This window comes from Laceyella sacchari, from assembly GCF_004343255.1.
Taxonomy (GTDB): domain Bacteria; phylum Bacillota; class Bacilli; order Thermoactinomycetales; family Thermoactinomycetaceae; genus Laceyella; species Laceyella sacchari.
Window position 1 is genome coordinate 14,450 of the sequence record NZ_SMDD01000005.1, and the last position, 19,541, is coordinate 33,990.

At 49.9% G+C, this 19,541-nt stretch carries 18 protein-coding genes and 1 pseudogene; 13 read left to right on the forward strand and 6 right to left on the reverse strand.

Annotated features, from left to right (window positions below):
• Positions 1–40 precede the first annotated feature (40 nt).
• The 3 genes from purH (at position 41) to purD (ending at position 3,261) form a co-directional block, all read left to right on the forward strand.
• Positions 41–1,585 (forward strand): bifunctional phosphoribosylaminoimidazolecarboxamide formyltransferase/IMP cyclohydrolase, encoded by a 1,545-nt coding sequence (gene purH / locus EDC32_RS14565; protein ID WP_132223315.1) that lies wholly within the window; start codon positions 41–43, stop codon positions 1,583–1,585.
• Positions 1,586–1,660: 75 nt separating this feature from the next.
• Positions 1,661–1,939 carry a hypothetical protein gene (locus EDC32_RS14570; RefSeq protein ID WP_132223318.1) on the forward strand — a complete coding sequence of 93 codons (279 nt, stop codon included), beginning with the start codon at positions 1,661–1,663 and terminating at the stop codon, positions 1,937–1,939.
• A 62-nt stretch (positions 1,940–2,001) separates the two neighbouring features.
• Positions 2,002–3,261 carry a phosphoribosylamine--glycine ligase gene (gene purD, locus EDC32_RS14575; RefSeq protein ID WP_132223321.1) on the forward strand — a complete coding sequence of 420 codons (1,260 nt, stop codon included), beginning with the start codon at positions 2,002–2,004 and terminating at the stop codon, positions 3,259–3,261.
• 101 nt (positions 3,262–3,362) lie between these two features.
• On the opposite strand, the gene EDC32_RS14580 is transcribed toward purD, so the two are convergent.
• Together EDC32_RS14580 and EDC32_RS14585 are read right to left on the reverse strand one after the other, a co-directional pair.
• Entirely contained in the window at positions 3,363–3,575 is a 213-nt protein-coding gene (locus EDC32_RS14580) for a hypothetical protein (protein ID WP_132223324.1), read from the reverse strand.
• A gap of 1,021 nt (positions 3,576–4,596) precedes the next feature.
• Positions 4,597–4,788: a YgaP family membrane protein gene (locus tag EDC32_RS14585; RefSeq protein WP_022735639.1), complete on the reverse strand. Its 192-nt coding sequence runs from the start codon at positions 4,786–4,788 to the stop codon at positions 4,597–4,599.
• Positions 4,789–4,922: 134 nt separating this feature from the next.
• On the opposite strand from EDC32_RS14585, the gene EDC32_RS14590 reads away from it, so the two are divergent.
• Together EDC32_RS14590 and EDC32_RS14595 are read left to right on the forward strand one after the other, a co-directional pair.
• Positions 4,923–6,686: an adenine deaminase C-terminal domain-containing protein gene (locus EDC32_RS14590; protein ID WP_132223327.1), complete on the forward strand. Its 1,764-nt coding sequence runs from the start codon at positions 4,923–4,925 to the stop codon at positions 6,684–6,686.
• Positions 6,687–6,827, forward strand: a pseudogene (locus EDC32_RS14595) (peptidase E); the annotation flags it as partial.
• A gap of 77 nt (positions 6,828–6,904) precedes the next feature.
• Here the strand turns inward: EDC32_RS14595 and EDC32_RS14600 are convergent.
• The gene (locus tag EDC32_RS14600) at positions 6,905–7,744 is read right to left on the reverse strand and encodes an ABC transporter ATP-binding protein (RefSeq protein ID WP_029071684.1); all 840 of its coding nucleotides are present in this window, start codon (positions 7,742–7,744) and stop codon (positions 6,905–6,907) included.
• A 393-nt stretch (positions 7,745–8,137) separates the two neighbouring features.
• Here EDC32_RS14600 and EDC32_RS14605 point away from each other — a divergent pair, with 393 nt between their 5' ends.
• The 4 genes from EDC32_RS14605 to EDC32_RS16450 all read left to right on the forward strand — a co-directional run bounded on the left by EDC32_RS14605 (position 8,138) and on the right by EDC32_RS16450 (position 11,734).
• On the forward strand, positions 8,138–9,475 hold the full coding sequence (locus EDC32_RS14605; protein ID WP_246026968.1) for an O-antigen ligase family protein: 1,338 nt from the start codon (positions 8,138–8,140) through the stop codon (positions 9,473–9,475).
• Positions 9,476–9,567: 92 nt separating this feature from the next.
• Positions 9,568–10,197: a 3D domain-containing protein gene (locus EDC32_RS14610; protein WP_132223330.1), complete on the forward strand. Its 630-nt coding sequence runs from the start codon at positions 9,568–9,570 to the stop codon at positions 10,195–10,197.
• A 434-nt stretch (positions 10,198–10,631) separates the two neighbouring features.
• Positions 10,632–11,522, forward strand: coding sequence for a DNA-3-methyladenine glycosylase family protein (locus EDC32_RS14615; protein WP_158283400.1), 891 nt, complete (start codon positions 10,632–10,634; stop codon positions 11,520–11,522).
• Positions 11,523–11,584: 62 nt separating this feature from the next.
• Entirely contained in the window at positions 11,585–11,734 is a 150-nt protein-coding gene (locus tag EDC32_RS16450; protein ID WP_022735646.1) for a hypothetical protein, read from the forward strand.
• Positions 11,735–11,821: 87 nt separating this feature from the next.
• On the opposite strand, the gene EDC32_RS14620 is transcribed toward EDC32_RS16450, so the two are convergent.
• On the reverse strand, positions 11,822–12,763 hold the full coding sequence (locus EDC32_RS14620) for a mechanosensitive ion channel family protein (protein WP_132223337.1): 942 nt from the start codon (positions 12,761–12,763) through the stop codon (positions 11,822–11,824).
• A 104-nt stretch (positions 12,764–12,867) separates the two neighbouring features.
• Positions 12,868–13,851, reverse strand: coding sequence for a metal-dependent hydrolase (locus EDC32_RS14625; protein ID WP_132223340.1), 984 nt, complete (start codon positions 13,849–13,851; stop codon positions 12,868–12,870).
• Positions 13,852–14,210: 359 nt separating this feature from the next.
• Here EDC32_RS14625 and EDC32_RS14630 point away from each other — a divergent pair, with 359 nt between their 5' ends.
• The 3 genes from EDC32_RS14630 (at position 14,211) to EDC32_RS14640 (ending at position 17,716) form a co-directional block, all read left to right on the forward strand.
• On the forward strand, positions 14,211–14,552 hold the full coding sequence (locus EDC32_RS14630) for a hypothetical protein (RefSeq protein ID WP_211341940.1): 342 nt from the start codon (positions 14,211–14,213) through the stop codon (positions 14,550–14,552).
• Between the two features lie 284 nt (positions 14,553–14,836).
• The gene (gene mutY / locus EDC32_RS14635) at positions 14,837–15,919 is read left to right on the forward strand and encodes an A/G-specific adenine glycosylase (RefSeq protein WP_132223346.1); all 1,083 of its coding nucleotides are present in this window, start codon (positions 14,837–14,839) and stop codon (positions 15,917–15,919) included.
• Between the two features lie 84 nt (positions 15,920–16,003).
• On the forward strand, positions 16,004–17,716 hold the full coding sequence (locus tag EDC32_RS14640) for a VanW family protein (protein WP_158283401.1): 1,713 nt from the start codon (positions 16,004–16,006) through the stop codon (positions 17,714–17,716).
• A gap of 62 nt (positions 17,717–17,778) precedes the next feature.
• Here the strand turns inward: EDC32_RS14640 and EDC32_RS14645 are convergent, their stop codons facing one another.
• Positions 17,779–17,985, reverse strand: a complete 207-nt coding sequence (locus EDC32_RS14645) for a hypothetical protein (protein ID WP_022735652.1) — start codon at positions 17,983–17,985, stop codon at positions 17,779–17,781.
• 81 nt (positions 17,986–18,066) lie between these two features.
• Here EDC32_RS14645 and pabB point away from each other — a divergent pair, with 81 nt between their 5' ends.
• Complete coding sequence (pabB, locus tag EDC32_RS14650) at positions 18,067–19,509, forward strand: aminodeoxychorismate synthase component I (RefSeq protein WP_132223352.1); 1,443 nt, start codon at positions 18,067–18,069, stop codon at positions 19,507–19,509.
• Positions 19,510–19,541: the final 32 nt, after the last annotated feature.

The following is a 19,541-nucleotide window of genomic DNA, read 5'->3' on the forward strand; positions in this document are numbered from 1 at the left end:
TCAAAAACCCTCTGACATGAGGGATGGGGAGGATTTGCAGGTGGGTATTCGTCGCGCGTTGATCAGCGTTTCAGATAAAACCGGGATTGTCTCATTCGCCAAACAGTTGGCTGAACTGGGGATCGAAATCATCTCCACCGGAGGTACGCACCGTGTGCTGGAAGAGGCGGGCGTTCCGGTTACGGGTATTTCGGAAGTGACTCATTTTCCGGAGATCATGGATGGGCGAGTTAAAACGTTGCATCCGAAAATTCATGGCGGACTCTTGGCGATCCGCGATTTGCCTTCGCATCTCTCTGCGATGGAGGAAAACGGGATTGAAGCAATTGACCTCGTTGTGGTCAATCTATATCCATTCCAGCAGACGATTCAAAAGCCGGGCGTCACAGTGGAAGAAGCCATTGAAAATATTGATATCGGCGGTCCATCCATGGTTCGTTCCGCCGCCAAGAACCATCAATATGTCACCGTTGTGGTCGATCCTGCGGATTATGAAGAAGTGATCGCGCAATTGCAAAAGGATGGCAGCACGAGCTTGGAGACACGTCGCCGGTTGGCTGCTAAGGCATTTGGGCACACGGCGGCATACGATGCGTTGATTGCCAATTATTTCAACGAATTGCTCGGCATCACCTTCCCAGAGCAGTTGACTGTCACCTACAACAAACAGCAGGCGTTGCGGTATGGTGAAAATCCGCATCAGCAAGCCGCTTTTTATCGCGAACCGCGGGCGGCAGCAGGTACCATCGCCTCCGCCAAACAATTGCACGGCAAAGAGTTGTCTTATAACAATATCAATGATGCCAACGCTGCTTTGGAATTGGTTCGCGAATTCAGCGAACCGGCTGTCGTGGCGGTGAAGCACATGAACCCATGTGGAGTGGGGATCGGTGAGACCATCTCGGCCGCTTACCAAAAAGCGTATGAAGCCGATCCGGTGTCGATTTTCGGGGGCATTGTGGCGGCAAACCGTCCCATCGACAAAGAGACGGCGGAACAAATGAAAGAAATCTTCCTTGAAATCATTCTTGCTCCTTCCTTCACACCAGAGGCACTAGAGCTGTTAAGCACGAAAAAGAATTTGCGGTTGCTGGAATGGGGTGACAGCTCGCTGACTGAACCGGCGGCTGGCCTCAAAGTGCAGACGGTGGGCGGGGGAGCCTTGGTGCAAGAAGCTGATCTGGGGCAAGTGACGCAGGAACAGTGTGAGACAGTTACAGAGCGTGCGCCGAGTGAAGAAGAGTGGAAACAGTTGCTCTTCGCTTGGAAAGTGGTGAAACACGTGAAATCCAATGCGATTGTGGTCGCCAAAGATTCCCGCACTTTGGGAGTGGGCGCTGGTCAGATGAATCGTGTTGGTTCGGCAGTGATCGCGCTCAACCAAGCTGGAGCAGAAGCAAAAGGTGCCGTACTGGCGTCCGATGCCTTTTTCCCGATGAAAGATACGGTAGAACAAGCCGCGAAAGCAGGAATCACGGCGATCATCCAGCCAGGTGGTTCGATTCGGGATCAAGAGTCGATCGATGAAGCGAACAAACACGGCATCACCATGGTTTTCACCGGCATGCGCCATTTCAAACACTAAGAACCTTCTTGCCATGTATCGAGGGACCCTTCTGATGCGTATACTATGACAAAAACGCTGACGGAGGGTTACCCTATGCGGATATTTGCTTGGGCCTTTGGTTGGATGGTTTTTGCAGTATGTTTGACGGGCATCACATCGTATTTGACATACGATTTTAATTTACAGATTTGGCAAGCGCATCTGCGCACTGCCAGCGGCATTTTCTTTATGATCGCGCTGATCGTTGGCGGGGTGTTGACCACTGATGCGGCCTACCGCAGTCGAAAACGGTTTTTTTACCGGGAAGAGTGGTCCTTCATCTGTTTGTTGGTGACAGTGGGATTGTTCGGATTAAGTTTAATCTTGTCCTGATGCGTTCCTGGCTTTACATGCGGGGTTCGGGGTGATAAAAGAGAGATGGGAGGGGACAAGCAATGCGAATCCTGGTGATCGGCAATGGCGGACGGGAGCACGCCATTGTATGGAAGTTGAAACAGAGTCCCAAAGTAACGGAGATTTATTGTGCACCGGGCAATGGAGGCATTGCCGGACTGGCCACATGCGTACCGATTGCAGTGGAAGATGTAGACGGTTTGGTCGCTTTCGCGCAGGAAAAGCGAGTCGATCTGACAGTCGTGGGGCCTGAAGTGCCTCTGTTGCTAGGTGTGGTTGATCGGTTTGAACAGGAAGGTCTCAAAGTGTTCGGCCCACGCAAGCAAGCCGCGTTGATCGAGGGGAGCAAACGGTTTGCGAAAGAATTGATGCGAAAATATCACATTCCCACAGCCGCGTTTGCTTCCTTCACTGATGCAGAGAAAGCGAAGGCTTATGTGCGTAAGCAAGGTGCTCCCATCGTGATTAAAGCCGATGGCTTGGCTGCGGGCAAAGGGGTAGTCGTAGCGCAGACGGTAGCCGAGGCAGAACAGGCGATTGCCGATGCGATGGAAGAGAAGGTGTTTGGTGAAGCGGGGAACGAAGTGGTCATTGAGGAGTTTTTAAGCGGGCAGGAAGTTTCGCTGATGGCTTTCTTAGACGGGAAGACAGTGAAGCCGATGGTGGTCGCGCAAGATCACAAGCCGGTGTATGATAACGACCAAGGGCCGAACACCGGAGGCATGGGGACGTATTCACCTGTTCCGCAAATCCCGGAAAAAGTGGTGCAAGAAGCGATCGACACCATTATTTGGCCGATGCACGAAGCTTTTCGTAATGAAGGGATAGAGTATAAAGGGGTATTGTATGCCGGTCTAATGATTACCGCGGATGGGCCCAAAGTCATAGAATTCAACGCCCGATTTGGTGATCCGGAAACACAAGTTGTGTTGCCGCGGCTTAAGACCGACTTGGTTGAGGTGATGGAAGCGGTCATTGCTGGCACATTGGACGAGCTATCCCTACAATGGAGTGAGCAGGCTGCCGTCTGTGTGATTTTGGCAGCAGGTGGTTATCCCGGTTCATATGAAAAAGGGTTGCCGATTACCGGTTTGGATGAGGTGGGGGAAGACACGATGGTATTCCACGCCGGAACCAAACAGCAAGAAGATGGAGTCGTTACTGCTGGCGGACGCGTGCTGGGCGTGACCGCGACAGGAGCCGATATTGGGAAAGCGCGAGAAAAAGCTTATCAGGAGTTGGCCAAAATTTCTTTCAAGGATATGCATTATCGCACTGATATTGCGGCCAAAGCGTTATAATAAAAAGCCGATCACGGATGTGGTCGGCTTCTTTTGAAATAGCTTATAAAAAAACGAGCCTAGTCATCCTCTTGGGCTCGTTGTTCTTCATCGGTTTTGAGTCAACCGATTTTCGTTGTCTCTTTTTCACCTTGAATGCTGATGCCATTGACGGGGATTTTAAACCACCAACCACCTTGGGATTTCTTTGTTGGTTGGTACCCAGCTTTTTTCAAGGAACGAGCAACTGTCCAGCTAGCAGTGTAAACAGTAGCAAGGTTTGTGGATTCGTCAAATTGAATCACGGTTTCTTTTTCCATTTCGCTAAGAGACATTGCACTCACGCTCCTTAATGGTGTTGTGTCGTTCTTATGTGCCGATCATATGTTCGCATCCTCTTGCAATCATTTTATCATGATCCATTGCATTTGCCACTACTCTCTTCAGGAAAATCTGTAATTCTTTTTTCGACGCCATGTTACATGATGTCCTGCTTTTTTCGATAAAAAATGACGAATTTTGTATGCAAGATTGTTAATATTCGATTTTTGTCGATTCAATACGCTAACTTGAAGAGACGGTGTCTGATCTAATATGTTGCAGTTTGCGCTTGTTCAATCAATTGGGCTAAAATTTCATCTAGGGTATGACGAATCGTTGCAAGAAAAAGGTGAACAACTCTTTCAGTTAAGTAAATTTCTAAGTTTGATTCTAAGGCATAGACGAAATTTAATCAACAACCAACTGCACATTGCGGGTTGACAGATGGTCAATTGGCTTGAAGTTGTCACCTTTTGGCTCATTTTGCGTGCGGCCTTAGCCGTGAACGACGAACGGCGAATCGGGACCGGATCCCGCACCCCCTCCGACTAATTGGTTTCATGGCATCCGCCAGCGTAATACCTTTTGGCAGTGTTAAGCGCATCGGCGTGTATTGCCTTGTGCACCTATTTGACGTTATGAAACGGCCATCCGGGTGTGGGCATTGCATGAGGTTTCAACGGATGGCACGGGAGTGTTGTCTTTTGTCAGTGCTGGTTCATGATGTTTGGAGCACAAGTCCATTCCTCCACTGCGATTTGTGCGAAATATGGGAGGGAGGAGAAGACGGGTGTCGAAAGTAATCCAATAATCTGAAAATATCTTGATTTGAACCAACTTTCCACTTGGTATTCTTGGAAACTATTATACAAAAAAGTCTGAATATAGGCAAGGGATTTGTATTTGTTTTTTTATATTTTTATTCTACTTGTATATTGAATGCTTGTGTCAAGGCGCTTTGACAGGGAAATCGTTTTTTTTGCAAATAAATGGTCGTCGATCTCCCTGTGCGCAAACTTCGACAAGTGAGCGATTTTATGTTGTTCGTTTGTTTAACATATCCAACATCGGACAATAGCGAGTGATTCCTTCTGCCACTTTTAGCGCCGACATCAGCGCGATCATGTAGGGGAAGTTTCGCCGGCCCTTGACCACGCACCAAGTCAATCCGAGCAACCCGCAGGTGATGCGGATGATGGCGTCAACGGTGCCCACGTTTTGCTTCATCAACCGACTTCCTCCTTTCGCTTTTCCGTAGCTTGGGAGTTAGTTTGCTGCCTTGCCGATGTTTCTATACGACTGGGGATTGCCATGTTTTGACTGGATGAGTACGGATTTGCACATCAAAGGAGGTTATCATTGTGATTACTAGAACAATGGCTGAGCATCAAAACCTGTTGGATGTGGTGATGGGCCGCAAAGCCCCTTCTCGTATTATTCGCGGGGGTCAAATTCTCAATGTGCATACGGGAAGGCTGGAGGAGAAAGACATCGCCTTGGCCGGACGCTGGATTGCATATGTCGGGCCACTGGAAGGAAGCGGGCTGTTATTGGAGGGAGTGGGTTGCGAAGATGATGTGTCAGGCTGCGTGTTGGTTCCGGGGTATATAGAACCGCACGCTCATCCATGCCAGATCTATCATCCGTTGACGTTGGCATCTCATGTTGTTCAGCGCGGGACGACGACGATGGTTTGTGATACGCTTCCCTTCTTCATGCAATTAGAAGCGTTTGAATTGTTGACTCTGTTTGATGGATTGCAATCTTTGCCGGTAAAACTCTTGTGGTGGGGACGGCTCGATTCGCAAACCCACCTGAGTGAGGCGGAATCGGCAAAGCTGTTCTCCATGGAGCGGATGCAATCGATCTTGCGTTCACCTCATGTTGCACAAGCGGGGGAGCTGTCGGATTGGATGGCGCTGTTGGCCGGGGACAAAGAGAAAAACGCATGTCTGCTTGATGCTTGGGGTCGGGGTAAGCGTATCGAAGGACATGCTCCGGGTGCTTCATTCCGTACGCTTTCCCGCTTAGCCGCGTTGGGGGTAACAGGCGATCATGAAAGCATCACCCCTGAGGAGGTTTGGCGCCGGCTGGAATTAGGATACATGGTTACTTTGCGCCACAGTTCCATTCGGCCTGACTTGCCTGAATTGCTGGCGGGATTGTTGGCGCATGGCGATGTTCCTTGGCACCGGTTGATGATGACGACGGATGGAGCTACCCCGCCTTATTTGGCTGAAGGGTTTACTGATTATCTGCTAAAGTTGGCCTTGGAGCAAGGGGTTGATCCTGTGCAAGCGTACAGAATGGTCACTGTCAACCCGGCTGTGTATTACCGTCTGGACGAACGGTTGGGCAGTATCTCCCCGGGACGCTTGGCGGATATCAATGTGCTCTCCTCTTTGGATGCGCCGACACCGATCAAGGTGTTAAATGAAGGGAAGTGGGTGGATTCGTCATCGCCGCTGGGAGATGAACCACCAGTGCTTCCAGCGGGTTACCGTGCATGGGGAGGACGGTTTCAGTTGACGCCGGATGAGTGGCGGGTTCCGCATACAGAAGAGGGGACGGTTCCTGTCATAAACTTGCTTAATGCCGTGATAACCAAATTAACGATGGAGGCAGCCCCTTCTCCTGTCGACTCCCGCTTGGTTCCTGAAGAGGACGACCGGTTAGCGGTATTCTTGGTTGATCGTAATGGAAATTGGAAGACGGGCGCCTATTTACGCGGGTTTGCGCAAGGAATTGACGGACTTGCTTCCAGCTACACCTGCACGCACGACCTGCTGGTGATCGGCCAGGATGCCGAAGCGATGGCGCGGGCAGCCAATAATGTGTTAGAGCAAAACGGGGGCATTTATTGGCTGCAAGGGGGAGAAGAGCGGTTTCATTTGCCATTGCCCATTTTGGGGACGATGAGCGATCTCGACTTGGAAGAGCTGATCCCACGCTGCCAAGCCTTGGCGGAACGGCTTCAGGAGGCCGGCTATACCCACCTCGACCCCATCTACACTATGCAATTCCTCACATCTACCCATCTGCCCCAAGTGCGTTTAACGAACGCGGGCGTGATGAGTGTGAAGAAAAATAAAATCATTACTCCCCCGCTTGGAAGGAAGGAGTAAATGCGGCGCGCAAGGCAGATTATCGCCATGGGCGGAGGCAGGTTCTGCATGGAGCCGAGAAATCCTTTGTTTGACCGTTATGTTTTGGCGCAAGCGAGCGGTGATTCCCGCCCCTATATCCATCGTTTTAAACGTTTCTTTTTGGGAAATGGAGGAGACTCCGCCAGTTAACGGAGTCTAACTGCTTGGGAAGCTGTGGGTAGCGTGTTTTAGGCGGATTAATTAGTCAGTGCCAAGGAGGGGGGAGCGGACAAATCCCTGCCTTTGCCGTACGGAATACAGTGGGGGGTGCCGGCGATCGGGTCAGTCATCACTTTGCACCGCAAATGGAAGACGTCTTGCACCAATTTTTCTGTTACAATTTGTTCAGGCGCCCCTTGCGCATAAACCTGTTTATTCTGTACGGCGATCATGTGGTGTGCATAACGGCAAGAAAGATTGAGGTCGTGCAACACCATGACGATGGTTCGATTCTCTTTTTCGTTCAATTCATACAGCAAGTCGAGGATTTCAATTTGATGGGTCAAATCCAGATATGTGGTTGGTTCATCCAACAAGATGATGTCCGTATCTTGCGCTAGCGTCATCGCGATCCAAGCGCGTTGGCGTTGTCCACCAGACAGGTCATCCACCGAACGATGGGCGAGGGATGTGAGTTGTGTCTTCTCAAGCGCCCAGTTTACTTTGGCTTCATCTTCTTTTGACCATTGGCGGGCCCATGATTGATACGGGTAGCGTCCCTGCTTGACCAATTGATGGACGGTTAGCCCTTCCGGTGCTTCAGGGCCTTGTGGCAGAATGGCCAGTTGTTTGGCGACCTCTCTGGTGGATAACATGTGAATCTCTTTTCCGTTTAAGAGGATGTGTCCGGCCCGTGGTTTGAGTAGCCGTGCCAACGAACGGAGCAAAGTGGATTTGCCGCAACCATTGCTGCCGACAAGCACGGTGATTTTGCCGTGGGGAATGGTGAGATCCAGATCGTTGATGATGATGGATGAACCGTAAGACAGTGTTAAATTTTGGGTTTTTAATCCTTGAGACAAGAGGATCGCCTCCATTTCAAAAAATAGCCGAAACCGTGCAGATATTTCTGTTTCCATTCTATGAGAATGTTTTTCAATCGTCAATGAAAATGAAATTTCTTTTCAATTAAAGGGCATTTCCCATCTTCACAATTTGACCCCTGTCGGCGCATTGGTTATATTAGACTCTATGGTAGGGTGATACAGGCTTCGTATTTTGTCCCAGTACCCCTGCCTTTTCTATGGGCATTTCCTTTTTTTGTAGAAAAAAGAGGGAAAGAAAAAGGATGGAATCGAATTTGAATAAAATAGGTTTACCTTTCCCCACGCCCAAGGAATAAGAAGGATGGAGCGGAGAACAATAGGGTGAGGTTGGGGTTTCAACGGGGTGAAAACTTCTGAACAAGGGAGTTTATACTTTTGAAGGTGATGAATAGAACGACAATAAACGGATTGATGATGGGGTTGTTTTTATCCATTGTTTTGTCCACGTACTTGCCGCCGGTCATGCTGGCGGTCGTGGGGATATTGATGGTGTTCGTCTACCGGGACAGGTGGACGGCGAATGAATGGCCAGAGAAAGCGTTCCTTGGCTTTATCATTCTCTCCTGCATCAGTTGGGTTTACAATCCATCTTGGTTTTATTGGGTTCCGATTGGCATCATTCCCATTGCCATGTTTGGCCTTTATTATTCTCTATCATTGTGGGTTCGTCATGTTGTGAAATGGTCTTGGCCAGAGGTGCAACGGGCGTACTTGTTTTTCTGGTTGGCCGGTCTATATGTGGCCTTGATTGTCATCATCCAACAGATTGATTGGCATGTGATCAACAATTCGTTGGGGCCACTGATGGATTTTTATCGTGAACATCGGTGGGAATCGGAGCATTCGGTGCGGAGTGTAGGTACATCGGGGAATTCCAACTTGGCTGCGGCGTTGTTGATTTGTTTTGCCCTCATGAGCATTTATGCAATGTCCGTACTAAAGAAGCCGTGGCAAAAAGTTGGTGCTTTTGCAGTGTTTATCCTGTATTGCGCGGCAATATGGTGCACCGGATCGCGCGGAGCATGGGTGGGCTTGGTGATCGGCATGATCGTCCAACTGTGGATGACGGGGCATCGCAAACGGACGGTATCCATCACATTGGCTATCCTGTTATTTGTCTATTTGTGTCCACAATTTATCCCCCGAAAAGAATCTCTTTACGCCACGATTGAAGTCCGTCTAAAAGTATGGTCAACCGCGCTTGAGATTTTCAAGGAAAATTGGTTGTTTGGTGTTTTGCCCCTGCATTTTGGGCAGTTGTTTGCAAAAATAGCTGGATTTTACGTATGGCATGCCCATAATATCTTCTTGGGGATAGCCAGCGAATATGGGATCATGGGGTTGGGCCTGTTTTTAATCCTTATTTTCATGACGATTCGCCGGGCCCGCCGCTGGCGCAAACAAGCCAATCAAAAAGAAGAAAAGCGGTTGGCGGGGATGTTGCTTTCTTTGGTTATCGCCTTGCTGGGCCACGGCATGTATGATTATCCGATCATCGCTCCTCAAGTCGGGTTGATGTTCATGTTGAGCGTAATCATGATTCATACTCAATATGAACGCCGTTGCCTGTGCAAGCCAGTTTGGGATGAAGGAAGCAAAGCACAGGTGTCCGAATGGGCGATGCTGAAAAAGGTGATTACCGCCGCGGTGGTGTGGTTAAAAAGCGGCCCCTTGAGGGTGTTGATCAATTTGGCCTCAGGGGGTTATCGAAAGCGGGCTTAACAGCCTGCTTTTTTTGTATAAAACCGAAGGGTTCCGTCCACACTGGATACCAACTCTAGCAATCTATGAAAGCGAGAGGGGTATCGTGACGTATGCAAAAGTCTTTTAAAGTGACTAGCGGGTTGACCTTGTGCTTGCTCATGGCCGTGTTGCCGTGGATGGCAGGGCCACAAGTAGAAGCTGCCAATTCGTTCATCGAAGTCACAGTCAAACGGGGTGACACACTGACCAAATTGGCGAAAAAACATGGGGTGGAGGTTGCCGCCATTCAACGCGCCAATCGCTTGGCGAACCCGGATTTGATTCGAATTGGCCAAGTGTTGCGCATTCCGGAGACACCTCCCACGATGTCTGAACGTCCACAAAATGAAGATAAGGCCCCTGTCCCAGACATGCCGGTGTTAAAGCGGGGCCAAGGGTTAGGTTCATTTATGATCACCGCTTACACAGCGGGACCTGAGTCAACAGGCAAACATGTAGGCGAGCCTGGATACGGGATTACTTCCAGCGGCCAACCCGTCAATGAAGGTGTGACAATTGCGGTGGACCCGGAAGTCATCCCGATCGGCTCACGTGTATACATTGAAGGGATTGGTTACCGGATCGCGCAGGATACCGGTTCTAAGATCAAAGGCAAGCGGATTGATTTATATATGAACAGCGTGGCTGAAGCGCGAGCGTTTGGCGTCAAGCGGAATGTCCGTGTCGAATTGGTTGAGTAAAATGGAAGGCCTGACTAGACGTGTCTGATGAATAGGCCAGCGGCTTCAAAACCATTTTCTCATTCGCTTTACGCGGTACTAGGCGCTCCTCGAGAAAAGGTTTTTTCCTACCAACTTGATTTGCCAGACACATCCTGGTCAATCGATGAAGCAACTTCAGCGTCCGCTGTGGATTTGGTGTATAGCCTGGAGCTGTCCAGGCTGTTATTTATGAGAAAATTATAGCGTGCTTCTCCCAGTTGGAAAGGGGCGTGTTCTGAACAATAAGTGACGATGATTTTGAAATCATGTGAAAATGGTAAAATGGATGAGGCACATGCAAAGGTCTGGATGTAGGTTGGGCTGAGTTGTGATGGCAAATGCTGTGCATATCGGATAAACGAATTTACAGCACTGTGGTGGGTCCGATTCAGTGTGGAAAGGGGTTATTCCTAATGCAATTCCAATTGCCATTGATCTATCCCTATTCTTACGAACTGACCACCAAGCGGTTGCGCACGTTTGAGAAAACTAGTTTCGTAGCAGACGGGGATAAGTTGTCCCGCACCATGCACGGCTCGTGCGGCCCGCTCCTGTGCACGGTAGGGCCGCTTGTCGGGGAAAAAGCGTTACAGGTAGAAATCGAGGGGAATCTGGCTGAAGGAGAAGCGGAGGAAATAAAGCGTAAGGTGGCCCGGATGTTCAGCACCCAAGTCGATTTGACGCCGTTTTACGAGCAGATGAGGGAGCATCCTGCCTTGGCTCCCGTTATCGCCGAACGGGAAGGGTTGCACTTTGTGTTGGAGCCCAGCCTGTATGAGTGCGTGGTCAAAACGATTATCGGCCAGCAGCTCAATGTCTCTTTTGCGGCGACGCTGATTCAGCGGTTTCAGGAACTGGCCGGCAGCAAAGCGGTGTTCCGGGGGCGGGAGTGGGTGTTGTTTCCGACGCCGGAACAAGTGGCCCGCTTGGAATATGAGGAGTTGCAAGCGTTGCAATTTAATCGGCGCAAAGCAGAATATATCATTGATTTTTCTCGCAAAGTGGTAAATGGGGAATTGTCGTTGGACGCTTTGTGGTCCCTCAGTGATGAAGAGGTTTTGCACACCTTGTTGCCGATTAGGGGAGTCGGGCGGTGGACGGTAGAATGCGTTTTGTTGTTCGGGTTGGGGCGGCCCGATTTGTTACCGGCGGCAGATATCGGTTTGCGCAATGCGTTGAAACGCGTTTACGGCCTCGATCAGCAACCGGGGGAAGAAGAAGTGCGGCAATGGGGGGAAAGCTGGGCACCTTATCGGAGTTATGTGACATTTTATTTGTGGGATTCGTTGGATAATGTGAAATAGGGTTGTACAAAATGTGTTAGAATCATCATGAATGAATGCAGATGAAAAGGAGGCGCTCCCGGTTGGCTAAGAAGAGAGTCAAAGAAAAACGGGTTGCCGCGGTGGATGAGCATGGCGTGCTGATGCGCGATCTCAAATCCACGGCCTTGTGGATCATTATCTCTATGGGTGTTGTCGCGGTTCTGGCGCTCATGGAGCGGACAATCTTTTAATGCACATTTGAAAACCCCGGTCGTTTATTTGACCGGGGTTTTGTCGTGTCAATCATTGCCGCCTGTCCCGATCAAGCCGGGAGAAGGTCATCTATTCACTTTGGCGGGGACTTGCGCCTGCATTTGCTGTTCAGGGTTGTAGATCACGCTACGCGGATAGGCGATCGAAATCCCTTGCTGATGAAGGCTGATCACCGCTTCTTTGCGCATTTCCCGCTCAAGGGACCAGTGTTGTTCTGGTTCGCTCAGCGCAGTGACGGTAAATTCCACCCCGGTCTGGTCAATACGCGTGATGCCCATGATCTCGGGTGGTTGGATCAGATGGGACGCGTAGCGCTCGGCGATGGTACTGCACATTTTCTCCAAGGCCTGGTTAACCACGGTCAAATCTGATTCATATGGCACTGTGACTGTCACAATGGCCCGCATCTGATCGCGGTTGTAGTTGGTTACCTGCGTGATGTTTCCATTGGCGATGTAATGAAGACGTTGGTTGAATTCGCGGACTTTGGTCACCCTTAAGCCCACTTCTTCGACTCTGCCGCTGATCTGGCCGTTGATCTCCACGAAATCCCCGACTTCCAATTGGCTTTCGAAAATGAGGAAAAATCCGGTGATGATGTCGCGCACCAGATTTTGGGCACCGAACCCGATGGCCAAGCCCAGGATTCCGGCACCCGCCAACACCGGCAGGGGATCAAAGCCGAGATTGATTAAAATTGTCAAAGCGGACATGAAATAGATGCCGTACCGCGCGATCGATTTGATCAGTTTGCGCAAGGTATCAGCTTTTTTGCTCTCAATGCGGCTTAATTCAAACACCTTGTCGATCAGTCGATCGATAAAGCGCAAAGCAACGATCGTAAGTACGATGATAAGTGTGATTTCCCCAACAGGCAACAGAATGTATTGCACAGGATCTTCAATGATTTTGGTGAACAGGGTTTTCGTCTCTGCGGCGAGGTTGCTCACAGTTGAGACTTTTTGCTCCAAGGCTGTTGAGGTTGCTTGTTCCCAAATCAAAAGCATTGCACCTCCGATGATGTTATGCCAAGGTTTAGGGCGCGCTTTATTTTCCACCGTTCCTTCCGGCAAAGGGGGGCGGCAAACCGCCCCGGCCCGTCGGACACGCCTCAACTAGACTGCAAGGATTGTTTAACTTTTTTGTCTAACTGCTCTTGATTGATCCATCCCACAAAAGAGTAAATAATGTTATACTCGTGGTCAAGCAAAGCGACGGCCAAGAAAGGAAAATGTTTTTTGGAGTGGTAACGAACATCCAGCCATCTCACTTCATACCCATAAGCGCGTTTGCGAACTTCGGGATAGCCATATGAAGTGAAATCCAAAAAGGCTTTGATTGGTTCCGCTTTTTTCGAATGGAGGGTCGCCGGATGCTGTAATCCTTTGGTGGAGATCCTGCCGGTCCATAATAATTGTTGGTTGCGGATTTCCCCCAGATGGACTTCTTCTGCAAATTCAGCGATCACTTTCCAGTGAAACCAATTACCGGTGGGAATCAACGTGTAGCGCCCGTTGCGGTTGCGATCACGCTGAACAGCAAGGGTCAATCTTCGGCGGATCCATATCCGGATGGCAATATAGACCGCAATCGCTACATAGATAGTGAGAAAGTGAAAACCGACTTGGTTTGGAAACAGCCACCACAGAAGAAAACCGATCAAGTGGATGGCAAAGATGAAGGGGTCGAAAATAGCCAATGTGTGAAAAGCGATCCACTTATTTGTGAAAGGCCGCCCTGCTTGTGTGCCGTATGAGTTGAACAGGTCGATAAATATATGGATGAAGACAGCCAGAAATGTCCACCACCACAGGTGAACCATATCGGCGTTGGGCCAAAATAAATGCAGGCCGGCGGTGATGAAGCTGGACCAGATGGACAGCATCGGGAGCGAGTGGCTGAAGCCGCGATGCTGGCGAATGTAGGTGGCATTGCCTCGGAAGCGGAAGATCGTGTCGGAGTCAGGCATTTGCGAGCCGATGACAGTCCCCAAGAGAACCGCTTGCGAGGTGTCTGGATTGGCGCCGATGGCGGGATCGAGGTGGGCCAAGCCAAAGAGGCCGATACCCATGACAAAGTGCGTGACCGTATCCATTCACCATCCCCCTTTTAGAAAATGGATTGACATGCTGTCGTCGGGAACAGCAACCCTTTCTCATTGAAAAAGGTTGCGGCTTGCATCCTTGACGGGTTGATCAAGAAGCGATGGGAACGGATGGAGCCAGGTACCATGCCATTCCTTTTGACATGCCCGGTTCAATTGCTTTGGTTCGGTTCCCGCTTGATAGGCTGTTCCCGGTAATGAAGCTTTCACCTCGGGTTGTTGACTGGAAAACCGTTTGGTGCGCAATGGCTGGGCATGGTGGATCGTCAGTATGACTGACAGAGACTTCTACAAAAGTCTAACAGATTTTACGAATCAATGGGTGAAAACTTCCTTGAAAAGGAGTGAAGATGATGTATATCGTTTTTGTCGAATATGCCGTTGATAATCAAGCCATGGATGAAGTGACTCAAGCGTTGAGCATGCTGCGTGAAGAGATCAAGGACCAGATGCCAATTGTGTCATACCACGGAGGGGAAAGTTGTGATCAGCCGGGCCTCATTGTTGAAATGATCCAAGTGCCATCATGGGAACAGGCCAATCATGTCAAGCGCATGCGCACTGCACTGGAACATGGCTGGGGCCATGCGATGGACCCTTGGATTAAAGGTGGACGCGGCAAAGTTCGCTCGTGGATTTTCCGCCTGTTTGATGATCGTTCGCTTTCCGCATCTCCCCGTCAAGACATCTAACCCCAGCGGTTGGCATTTTCAAAATGGACTGCCTCTTCATGCGACGGAGGCGGGGCTTTTCGCTGTTGGAAGCTCATTCATATCAATTTCATCCCTGTCTCCTGTCGCCCGTTTCTCCTTTTCTTTTCGATAAGCCCATTATCATGAGCAATGTTTAAAATCTGTCTATATCCTTTGGTTGGAATAACAGTGTATGATGTATATAACCAATCTTTTAAATAAGAGATTGACGCTTACACTTCCTTAGACTTTGCCGGTGAACAAGTATTAAGGAGGCAAAGGTATTGGCAAAAAAAGATGTTTTCACCATAGATGGGGAAGTGGTTCAGATTATTGGGCGGGAGCTTCTTGATTGGTACAACCGCAATCGGAGAGATCTGCCATGGAGGAAAGATCAGGATCCATATAAGATATGGGTTTCTGAAATCATGCTCCAACAAACTCGTGTCGATACAGTTATCCCCTATTTTCAGCGTTTTATTGAACAGTTCCCGACGCTGGACGATTTGGCTGAAGCACCGGAAGAACAGGTGATCAAAGCCTGGGAAGGGTTGGGGTATTACTCGCGCGTGAAAAATTTGCATGCGGCGGTGAAGGAAGTATCCGCCCATTATGGAAGCCGTGTGCCCGATGATCTGGAGACCATTTCCAAGCTGAAGGGTATTGGCCCTTATACTGCCGGTGCCGTGTTGAGCATCGCTTACAATAAAAAAGCGGCGGCGGTAGACGGCAATGTCATGCGCGTCTTCTCTCGCTTGTTTGTATTGACTGACGATATCGCGCTGGCTTCTACCCGCAAAAAAATGGAGCACATTGCTTTGCAACTGATTCCAGAAGATGCTCCCGGCGACTTCAACCAAGCTTTGATGGAGTTGGGAGCGCTTATTTGTACGCCGTCTTCGCCACAATGTCTATTCTGCCCTCTGCAGTCTGTCTGTAATGCATATGCAGAGGGAATTGAGGAAGAACTGCCGCGCAAGAAGAAAACCAAACCGCCTAAGCGAATGGACATGGTGATGTTATGGTTGACGCAGGATGAGCGAGCCTTGGTTGAGAAACGGCCGGATGAAGGACTGCTTGCGGGCATGTGGGGCTTGCCCACCATTCACTTAGCCGAAGCGAAGGATTCCTTAGATGAAGCCCGCCGGTATTGTGACAAAAATGGTCTGGACGTTACGAATGTAACGATAGCGGGGAAGTTTGAGCACATCTTTAGCCATCAGCATTGGAAGGTGACTGTGTTACGCGGAGATGTGAAGCGAGCAGATGATTCCACATCCTCAGCGCTTACATGGATGTCAGCCCAACAAATCAAAGATAAACCTTTTTCAAACGTTTACCGTAAAGCATTGCAATTATTCATATGATTTCCAAATGAATGGGCAACCGTTTGGCGCCTCAAAACGATGTTTCTTATATTGATTTACACATCAGATAGGGAGAGAGTGTCTGTGGAAGGTAAAAAACCGATCGAAGAGCAGTTGCCTGAGGGAAAGAAGGACGCGGCAGAAGAATTGCAATCGCCGGCAGGTCAAGAAAGTGACAAGCGAAAAGCCGCATCTCCCGAATGTGATGCGGAAGTGAAACAAGCGACACCGAAGGATGCCGAGATAGAGCAAAAACCCGAGGTGACAGGGGACGAAACTGCTTTCCAACCCGCCGCCAAAGATGAGGCAAAACCTGCAGAAGACAAAGAGATTGACCGCGACCGTGCCTTTGACACGATGGAGCTTAAGATTTTTGGCCAGTGGGACACGGAGAACAAGGCAACGCCGATATTGGAGCAAAATCAGGAAAGTGCACCAGAGGCACAAGAAATAAAGCCCGATCAACCGGAGGAAACGACCCAAGCGGTGACGGTGGAGGAGCCCATGCAACCAGCAAAGGAAGGGAAGCCGGAAAACGACGCTCCGGTAGCGGAAGCACCCAAGGTCGAAACCGCTCCTAAGCAAGAACCGCATACCCTGGCGTCCGTGAAGGTGGACTTCAGTGAGGAAATCGCCAATCTGGAGAAAGAAGAGTCGCAAAAGGTCGAAGATAAGCGCCAACCTGAACCCGCTTCAGCCGATGCAGCTGCCGCTGTGTCGGATGACACAGGCGTGTTCAAATCGGTGAAGCGCGAAATCCGCACCACACCACGACCCAAGAAATTGTTGGTAATGGGTATCGTTTCCTCGATGGTGATTGCCGGAGTAGTTGGGTTTAGCGCTTTTGCCTACGAACAGCAGACTTCTGCAGGAACCAATCATCCCAAAGCGGAACAGCCGGTTCAAAAGCCCAATTACTTTGAATTAACCTTGGATGGGCAATCGTTTAAGCTTGATTTGAACACCATTGGCTATGACGGCGAAAATGAAAACACGATCGATCAGCATCAATTGCGGACGTGGCTGGACTCGGTGCAGAAAAAAGTAAATGTGGAGCCGAAAAACGCCAAAGCTAGCCGGTTTGGGGGCAAGATCACCCCAGAGCAAGACGGGCGCAAGGTTGATGTGAAAAAGGTGGAAGAGTGGTTAAAGAATCTGAAACCTTTGATCAACAAGCCGCAGCCTATTCCGATGGTCACCCTTAAACCGCTGGTGACAACACAGGACATTAAAAATGTCGACAAAAAACTGATCGGCAAATATGGGACGAAGTTTGATCCCGGAAATGTGAACCGGACGACCAACATGCGACTCGCTTCCCAAGCGATCAGCGGCATTATCCTCATGCCTGGTGAGAAGTTCTCCTTCAACCAAGTCGTCGGTGAACGCACCACGGCGCGCGGCTACAAAACCGCTGGCGTCATCGTAAAGGGCGAATTCACAGAAGGGATCGGGGGCGGCATTTGTCAAGTGTCATCCACCTTGTACAACAGCGTGGATGAGGCGGGCTTGAAAATGTTGCAAGTGAACCATCACAGTGCGGAAGTCACCTATGTGCCTAAAGGCCGGGATGCGACCGTTTCTTGGGGCGGACCTGATTTCAAATTCAGAAACAATCTCAACAAACCTGTGATGATCAAGATCAAAATGGCCGGCCCTTATCTGACCGTTTACACTTACACGGCACCGGGAGCGAAGGTAACCAAGAAGAAAGTGCAAGCTCCCCCGGAAACATTTACCCAAGTGAAAGTAAACCCGACCCAACAGACCGAACCATCGTCTAAAACGGGAAACTGATCGCCCTTTTTACTGTGCTTTAATGTGAAACACCCGGTCAATCCGGGTGTTTTTTCATGCGTTCAAGCGAGAGGGTCTTCCGGCTGAATCGCGGCCAGACCTCCGCGTTGCTCGATTTCCCTGATTAGATCATGGTGTAGGCTGGTTCCTTGGACGTTCATCAACGGGGACAATTGGGACATCACGAAATGATGGTAGGTCAATTCTTCCATCGTCCATTGCGACAACGGAACCATGCTTAATTCGTCAAACGTTCTACCATAATACACAAGGTATCACCTCCCGCTTAGTATGGGAGGGAAAACGCAAAACATACGCAGAAGGCTGTGCAGAAAGGCGTGTGAAATGAAATGAACTGGCTGATGGAAGAAATTCCTTTTTCGATTGATTTGGAACAAGTCTTCACAAAAATGTATCGAGATGAGCCATATGCGTTTTGGCTGGACAGTTCCCGCTTCATTGAGGGACTGAGTCGTTATTCCATGATGGGGGGGCGCCCGCGCCAAATCCTTTCCACTGTGGATGGACTAACCGAATGGCGTCATGCCGAGGGAGAAGAACGGTTTAGCGAGGAGTCACCTTTTGCCACGTTGCGGCGCGTCTTGGAGCAACAAAGCGCCCCTAAAATGGATTGCCCCTTCCCTTTTGTCGGTGGTTGGGTTGGGTATGTGGGTTATGAGTGCAATCGCTATGTGGAGCGAGTGCCCATTCATCGAAATGATCCCACTCAAGCGCCTGAGATGTTTTGGATGTTTGTCGACCAGGTGCTTATATACGATCATCTGGAGAAAAAAGCAGTGGTTAGTCTCCTGTATGAAGGGGATCCAGTTGTGGCCAAGCGCAGGGTGACAGCATGGATTGCCAAATTGCGCAAAATAATGCAGGAGCCGTTTCACTCCCCAACCGTACCCGAAATGACCAAGGGTGGGCAAATGGGAGCGTTTCACAGTGCAGTTACACCGGAGGAATATCGTGAACGGATTCGGAAGATCAAGGAGTATATTGGGCGCGGTGAAATATATCAAGCCTGTTATACCTATCAATGGGAAACGGATTTTTCAGGAGATCCATACTACCTTTACACCATCTTGCGCAGGGTTAATCCCGCTCCGTTTTCTGCTTATTTACGTTTGGGGGAGTGGGCGGTAGTCTCTTCATCGCCGGAGCGCTTCTTGCGAATGGATGAGCACCGAGTTGTGGAAAGCAGGCCGATCAAAGGAACCCGTCCCCGTGCCAAGGATATGGAAGAAGACAGAAAGTTGGTTCGTGATCTAGCAACCCATCCCAAAGACCGCGCTGAAAATGTAATGATCGTCGACTTGGTGCGCAATGACTTAGGGCGCGTCTGTGAGACAGGTTCGGTTTGCGTCCCCAAGTTGCTACAAGTGGAGTCGTATGCCACCGTGCATCAGCTGGTGTCTACCGTTGAGGGCATCTTGCCGGATGGACGTTCGCCCGTGGATGTGATTGAAGCCGCTTTTCCTGGCGGTTCAATGACGGGGGCGCCCAAAATCAGAGCCATGGAAATCTTGTTTGAATTGGAAATGGGAGCACGCGGCATTTACTCCGGAGGGCTTGGCTATCTGGATGCGCGGGGCACATTTGATCTGAGCATGGTGATCCGAACCATCGTATGTCATCAAGGGAAGGCTTTTTTTCATGTGGGCGGGGGCATCGTCGCCGATTCCGATCCAGATGGCGAATACCAAGAGACATTGGACAAAGCGTTGGCGCTGAAAAAAGCATTATCTTTGGCGAACGCCACAAAAACGGTTGCCACCCATCCCGGTTAAGGCCTGTTTCACGTCCCGGCGCGTGGCAAAAG

Bases quoted from the DNA above. Each gene is read 5' to 3' on its own strand.
- EDC32_RS14580 (WP_132223324.1), bottom strand. From the start codon at position 3,575: ATGTCTCTTAGCGAAATGGAAAAAGAAACCGTGATTCAATTTGACGAA.
- EDC32_RS14630 (WP_211341940.1), top strand. From the start codon at position 14,211: ATGATGTATATCGTTTTTGTCGAATATGCCGTTGATAATCAAGCCATG.
- pabB (WP_132223352.1), top strand. From the start codon at position 18,067: ATGAACTGGCTGATGGAAGAAATTCCTTTTTCGATTGATTTGGAACAA.
- EDC32_RS14570 (WP_132223318.1), top strand. From the start codon at position 1,661: ATGCGGATATTTGCTTGGGCCTTTGGTTGGATGGTTTTTGCAGTATGT.
- EDC32_RS14600 (WP_029071684.1), bottom strand. From the start codon at position 7,744: ATGGAGGCGATCCTCTTGTCTCAAGGATTAAAAACCCAAAATTTAACA.
- EDC32_RS14585 (WP_022735639.1), bottom strand. From the start codon at position 4,788: ATGAAGCAAAACGTGGGCACCGTTGACGCCATCATCCGCATCACCTGC.
- EDC32_RS14605 (WP_246026968.1), top strand. From the start codon at position 8,138: ATGAATAGAACGACAATAAACGGATTGATGATGGGGTTGTTTTTATCC.
- EDC32_RS14615 (WP_158283400.1), top strand. From the start codon at position 10,632: ATGCAATTCCAATTGCCATTGATCTATCCCTATTCTTACGAACTGACC.
- EDC32_RS14610 (WP_132223330.1), top strand. From the start codon at position 9,568: ATGCAAAAGTCTTTTAAAGTGACTAGCGGGTTGACCTTGTGCTTGCTC.
- EDC32_RS14620 (WP_132223337.1), bottom strand. From the start codon at position 12,763: ATGCTTTTGATTTGGGAACAAGCAACCTCAACAGCCTTGGAGCAAAAA.
- purD (WP_132223321.1), top strand. From the start codon at position 2,002: ATGCGAATCCTGGTGATCGGCAATGGCGGACGGGAGCACGCCATTGTA.
- EDC32_RS14625 (WP_132223340.1), bottom strand. From the start codon at position 13,851: ATGGATACGGTCACGCACTTTGTCATGGGTATCGGCCTCTTTGGCTTG.